Raw genomic sequence first — 6,133 nt, forward strand, 5'->3', positions numbered from 1 at the left:
ATTGCTCCATTCTACTTTTTATAACCATTTGGATTGTTTTTCTGCCAGTTCCAGCTATCACGACACATATCTTCAAGATTACGTTTAGCTTCCCAGCCAAGAACTTCTTTAGCCTTATCTGCATTACTATAACATACAGCCAAATCACCTGCACGTCTTGGTCCAATTTCATATTTTAATTTCAAATTGTTTGCTTTTTCAAAGGCATGAACGATATCAAGAACCGAGTATGGTGTACCAGTGCCAAGGTTAATAATATCAACACCCTTACGTGTAGCAGCATATTCAACAGCCTTCACATGACCATCAGCTAAGTCCATGACATGAATATAGTCACGCTGACATGTACCATCAGGTGTATCATAGTCACCACCAAAGATTGTTAAATGATCACGAATACCAACAGCTGTCTGTGTAACATATGGCATTAAGTTATTAGGAATACCTGTTGGATCTTCCCCAATACGTCCACTTTCATGAGCACCAATAGGGTTGAAATATCTTAACAAGACAACTGATAACTTGTCATCAGCATGAGCAGCATCTGTTAAGATTTGTTCCATCATCCACTTTGTCCAGCCATAAGGGTTTGTACATGTGCCCTTCTTCATTGTTTCATAAAGTGGTGAATCATTTTCTGCACCATAAACTGTCGCACTTGATGAGAAGACAAAATTATGGACATCGTTAGCACGCATTGTTTCAAGTAATGATAATGTTGTATCAATGTTGTTACGATAATATTCAATTGGCTTGACTACAGATTCACCAACAGCCTTTAATCCAGCAAAGTGAATCACACAATCAATATCATTTTCTTTAAAGATCTTGTCTAAAGTAACAGTATCCTTCACATCAGCTTCATAATGCTTAATCTTCTTACCAACTAATTCTTCAACACGTAAAATAGCTTCTTCACAAGAATTATCATAATTATCAACAATAATAACTTCATGACCAGCCTCAGTTAAAGTTAATGCTGTATGGGAGCCAATATAACCAGCTCCACCTGCTAATAATACCTTCATCCTCTTCTTTCCTCCTATAAAATACGAATATCCTTAATAACCTGTGCTTCATAAGGGCAGTCTCTGAAATCTCTTCTGACATTGGCAATCTTGTCAACTTCATCCAAGCCTTCTAAGACTTTTCCAAAAGCCGCATATTCACCATCAAGATGTGGTGCATCCTGATGCATGATAAAGAATTGTGAGCTTGCACTATCAGGAATCATAGTTCTCGCCATAGAAATCACGCCTCTTGTATGTTTGAGGTCATTCTTAACACCGTTGGATGCAAATTCACCCTTGATACTTTTGGCTTCTTTGCCTTTGAGGTTACGATCGACACCTCCACCTTGAATCATAAAGCCAGGAATAACGCGGTGGAAAATAAGTCCCTGATAAAAATGTTCATTACAAAGATTCACGAAGTTCTCAACTGTGATTGGGGCAATTTCAGGATAGAGTTCGCCCTTCATAATAGCGCCATCTTCCATCTCAATTTCAAAATTAATTGTTTTCATCTTCTTCTCCTGTTTGTGTTTCTATTTTTGTTTTCTTGGCCTTTCTTTGATGCAATACAAATCTCAGCACAAAGAAGGCAATAGCGACAATGACAAGCACTAGAAAGACTTTCATAATATCTTCCATTTGTTTGAAATTGTAAGCTAAAGCTACAGTTAAACACAGTGCAGCAATATTCAAAAATCCTGCGCGCTTATATTTTTCATTATAAATGAAATCAATTGCCAACGCATTCACAACAAATAAAGCTACCAATAATCCCATGCCAATAAAATCCATAGGCCATCCTCCTACCCCAACATCATACCACTATTAAACTTATTAATCACGCATGTATTCTCATTGGTACAATATCTTTTTTAGAAAAGTTTTTAAAAAATATTTGTAAACGTTTTCATATAGGAATGGGACGTGGTATCATATTTGTATAAAAGTCATTTCATTATTTTATACAAGGAGGGATTACTAATGAGAGACTATCACTCCGATGAAATAGGCAATGTCGCAATCTTGGGCCACTCAGGAAGTGGGAAGACTAGCGTCATTGAGGCTATGGCTTACCGTAGTGGTAAGGTAAGCCAGATCGGAACAATTAAACAAGGCAATACCATTTCTGATTTTGATGATGAAGAAAAGAAAAGACAATCATCAATGTCACTTTCTGTTATTCCATTGGAATGGCAGAACTGTAAGATCAATCTCTTGGATACACCGGGTGCCTATGACTTCCAAGGTGAAGTCCAGGCTGCACTGGCTGTATCAGAAAGTGCAGTTATTGTCGTACCAGCCACAAAAGGTCTGACAACAGGCACTAAGCAGGCTATGTATAGAGCCCATGATAAAGCTAAAATCATATATATCAATAATATTGATTATCCAAACAATGATTATCATGAAAAACTAAAAGAACTTCAGGATGTCTATGGCCGTCAGGTAGCCCCTATCCAGGTTCCAATCATGGAAAATAACAAGATGGTGGGCTATGTCAATGTAGCTAAGATGGAAGGTCGTCGCTTTGAAGGCACTGAAACAAAACCTTGTCCTATTCCTGAAGGTATGGATGACCTTATTCAACCAGTTAAGGACATGATTGATGAAGCCGTTGCGAATACAAGCGATGATTTATTGGATAAATATCTTGCTGAAGAGCCATTCACAAAAGAAGAAATTTCTTTAGCTTTAAGAGAAGGTGTTATTAAGCATTCATTGATACCTGTTCTTTGTGGTACAAATACGATCGGTATCCAACAATTACTGAATTCGATTGTTGCTTTCTTCCCTGCTGCTGGTGATACAGTGAATTCTTTCATTATCACAAACAAACAGAGTGGTGAAGAAGATATTGCTGGATATGATGAAGGTCGACCAACGTCCATCCATGTTTTTAAGACGATTGCTGATCCATTTGCTGGACATATTTCCATTTTTAAAGTCTTAACTGGACATGTTACAGCAGGCATGAAGCTCGTCAATATGCGTAATGGCCGTGAAGAAGACTTTGCAAAGATCTATATCATGACAGGTAAGAAAATGGAAGAAACGGGAGTTCTGCACGCCGGTGATATTGGGGCTGTTATGAAACTTGATGACACACATACTAATGATGTCTTGAATGTTTCAGGATATCAGTATGTTGTTGAACCAATTCAATTCCCTAAGCCATATTATGGTAAAGCACTTAAACCTGTTGGTAAGGCAAATGAAGATAAGATTTCGGCTGCTCTTAATCGTTTCTTGGAAGAAGATCCAACACTTCGCTTTGAAACCAATGCTGAAACTGCTGAACAATGTCTCTATGGTTTAGGTGATATTCATTTGAGTACGGTTGTGGATCGTTTGAAAGATAAATATAATGTTGAAGTAACATTATCCGATATTACATTATGTTTCAGAGAAACAATTAGAAATGAAATCACACATCGTACTAAATATAAGAAACAGACAGGTGGCCATGGTCAGTATGGTGATGTAGAAATCAAGTTCGAGCCAACTCATGACTATGATACGCCTTATGTCTTTACTGAAGAAGTCTTTGGTGGAGCTGTTCCTAAGTCATACTTCCCAGCTGTTGAAAAAGGCTTAGCGGAAGCTGTTCAACATGGTGTTCTTGCCGGCTATCCAGTTCTTGGCATTAAAGCAACACTCCTTGATGGTTCATACCATCCTGTTGATTCGAGTGAACAAGCCTTCAAGACAGCCACGCTCATGTGCTTCAAGGCCGCTTTACCAAAAGCCAATCCAATTCTTCTTGAACCTTATGTAACAATCAATGCTGTATGTGAAGAATCGTATCTTGGTGATATCATGAGCTATTTCAACAAGCATCGTTCACGTGTCATCGGACAGGAAATTCTTGATGATGGTCTGATGAAGATTACAGCCGAAGCACCACAGGCGGAAGTCATGAATTTTGCGATTGATCTCAAGAGCATGACCCAGGGTTCTGGCTACTTCACAGAAGCATTCCTTGATTATGAATATATGGATAAATATTTGCAGGAACGTGTTATTGAAGCTCGCAAGGATAAAGTCGAATAAAATAAAAAGCTATCTTTAAAGGATAGCTTTTTATTTATGATAGGTTTCATTATTGTTGATCTTACAAGCACGATAAATCTGTTCAACAAGAACAAGACGGAAGAGCTGGTGGGGCATTGTCATCTTAGAGAAAGAGAGTTTCATATTAGCACGTTCTTGTATCTCATCACCATGTCCTAATGAACCACCAATGACAAAATCAATTGTACTATAGCCTGAAAGCATAATATCATGAAGTTTTTGGGCAAAATGAAGGGAGTCTAGCTGCTTAGAAGAAACATCCAAAAGCACCATATAATCTCTTTCTTTCACATGATCCAAGATTCTTCTTCCCTCTTTAGCTTTAACCAATGCCTCTTGGGCTAGTGATGGATGTTGGGGGATACGTTCATCAGCCACTTCAATCAACTCAAAATCACAATATCCCTGTAATCTCTTGCTGTACTCTGCAATACCTTCTTTCAGATATTTCTCTTTCAACTTCCCTACAGCAATCACTCTAATCTTCATCTAATCCTCCTACTAAGACATGCACCTGATCCGCACAACGTATCATTTTCTTATCAAAATCAATATGTAAATCATCAAAGACCATATAATAAGTATTTAAAGCCAATTCCGGTGTATTAGCTTCTTGTGAAAGATGGGCTAAAGTAATCTCTTTTGTATGTGGGCCAATCACTTCCGCCATTACACGAGCTGAATATTCATTATTGAGATGTCCTGTATCACCAAGAATGCGATTCTTTAAGACAAGAGGTCTTCTTGTATTCATCAACATACCAATATCATGATTACTTTCAATAATATAATAATTCAAATCATGAATCAGATCACGATTACGTTGACTAACATAGCCTGTATCCGTCATATAAAGTAAGCTTTCTTCTCCCTTGAAAATAAAAGCTATGGGGTTTGTCGCATCATGGGAAATGCGCAAGACAAAGACTTGAAGAGAACCAAATGTATATTCCTGATAGGGAATTAATTCATGCTGGTTATCAACATCTTCAAGATTCCCTTTAGCTGTATAGATCTTATCTTTAGGGAAAGTATGAATGTTTTTTGAATGATCATAGTGATCATGTGTTAAGAAAACATAGTCAATGTCATCTTCACTTAAGCCTAGTTCATTAAGCTTAAAATGAAGTTGTTTTTTTGTAATACCACAGTCAATAAGTATACCTGTGCCATTTTCTTCAATCAAAGTGGCATTGCCTTTAGAGCCACTTGCAAGTACATAATATTTCATTTTTATCACCTGTTTGATTATACCATAATTAAGTTTTGAGACAATTGCGAAAATCCATACCATTCAAACCTCTTTGTGATAAAATAAAGGTACAAGGAGGGCTTTTCTATGAGTAAAATAATCACAATTGCGAGAGAATATGGTAGTGGTGGACGTATAATAGCCCAAAAAGTTGCTGAAAAGTTAGGTCTTGTTTACTATGATAACCAAATTATTGATTTAGCTGCAAAGGAGCTTGGTTTTGATATTGATACCATTCGTAAAGCAAGCGAAGAGAGAAGTTCTGGCTTCCTTTATTCTATGGCTGGTGGCAGTTTCCAGATGCCTCTCAATGATCAGGTCTTTGCGACACAAAGCAAGGTTATCCGCCATATAGCTAACCAGGAAAGCTGTATCATTGTCAATGGATGTGCTGATTATATTCTCGAAGACTATGATCAAGTCTTAAAAGTCTTCATTCATGCACCATTTGATTCACGTTGTAAGCGTGTTGAAGAGATGTATAAGGAAGACGAAGGTGATGTACGCAAGAAAGTCAAAACTATGGATAAGAAGCGTGCAAACTACTATAATTACTACACTACAAATAAATGGGGTAATCTCAAGAATTTTGATTTGACAATCAACAGTGATTATGGTTTAGATGAGACAGCTAATATTATTGTTGAAATGTATAAGAAACTATAATATAAGGGAATGTCCCGAAATAACTAAATATTTTGAGGTCTGCTAAGCAGATCTCTTTTTCATCTTCGATTCCATGAGTGATAGAGGATTTCTGCAATATACAGGCATAAAAAAACACCATCTCATATGG

General features: G+C 37.2%; 7 protein-coding genes. 2 read left to right on the forward strand and 5 right to left on the reverse strand.

The genetic code is table 11. From position 1 onward, the window contains the following. Nucleotides 1-11: 11 nt before the first annotated feature. Genes galE through FYJ79_RS09500 form a run of 3 tightly spaced genes read right to left on the reverse strand, consistent with a single transcriptional unit; the run spans nucleotide 12 to nucleotide 1,805 of the window. A complete protein-coding gene (gene galE, locus FYJ79_RS09490; protein WP_154517418.1) occupies nucleotides 12-1,028 on the reverse strand; it encodes a UDP-glucose 4-epimerase GalE in 1,017 nt (338 codons plus the stop codon). A 14-nt stretch (nucleotides 1,029-1,042) separates the two neighbouring features. Beyond that, the gene (locus FYJ79_RS09495) at nucleotides 1,043-1,525 is read right to left on the reverse strand and encodes a peptidylprolyl isomerase (RefSeq protein WP_154517421.1); all 483 of its coding nucleotides are present in this window, start codon (nucleotides 1,523-1,525) and stop codon (nucleotides 1,043-1,045) included. Then, nucleotides 1,512-1,805, reverse strand: a complete 294-nt coding sequence (locus FYJ79_RS09500; RefSeq protein WP_154517424.1) for a hypothetical protein — start codon at nucleotides 1,803-1,805, stop codon at nucleotides 1,512-1,514. Before FYJ79_RS09500 ends, FYJ79_RS09495 begins: the two co-directional genes overlap by 14 nt. 189 nt (nucleotides 1,806-1,994) lie before the next feature. Between FYJ79_RS09500 and FYJ79_RS09505 the strand changes: the two genes are divergently transcribed. After that, nucleotides 1,995-4,064 (forward strand): elongation factor G, encoded by a 2,070-nt coding sequence (locus FYJ79_RS09505; protein WP_154517427.1) that lies wholly within the window; start codon nucleotides 1,995-1,997, stop codon nucleotides 4,062-4,064. Between the two features lie 30 nt (nucleotides 4,065-4,094). Here the strand turns inward: FYJ79_RS09505 and rlmH are convergent, their stop codons facing one another. Then, nucleotides 4,095-4,574, reverse strand: a complete 480-nt coding sequence (gene rlmH, locus FYJ79_RS09510) for a 23S rRNA (pseudouridine(1915)-N(3))-methyltransferase RlmH (RefSeq protein WP_154517430.1) — start codon at nucleotides 4,572-4,574, stop codon at nucleotides 4,095-4,097. Further along, entirely contained in the window at nucleotides 4,564-5,316 is a 753-nt protein-coding gene (locus FYJ79_RS09515; RefSeq protein WP_154517433.1) for an MBL fold metallo-hydrolase, read from the reverse strand. The genes rlmH and FYJ79_RS09515 overlap by 11 nt, the downstream gene beginning before the upstream one ends. Before the next feature lie 108 nt (nucleotides 5,317-5,424). Between FYJ79_RS09515 and FYJ79_RS09520 the strand changes: the two genes are divergently transcribed. Then, a complete protein-coding gene (locus FYJ79_RS09520; protein ID WP_154517436.1) occupies nucleotides 5,425-6,003 on the forward strand; it encodes a cytidylate kinase-like family protein in 579 nt (192 codons plus the stop codon). Nucleotides 6,004-6,133 lie beyond the last annotated feature (130 nt).

It is taken from the genome of Sharpea porci (genome assembly GCF_009695655.1).
Lineage (GTDB): Bacteria > Bacillota_I > Bacilli_A > Erysipelotrichales > Coprobacillaceae > Sharpea > Sharpea porci.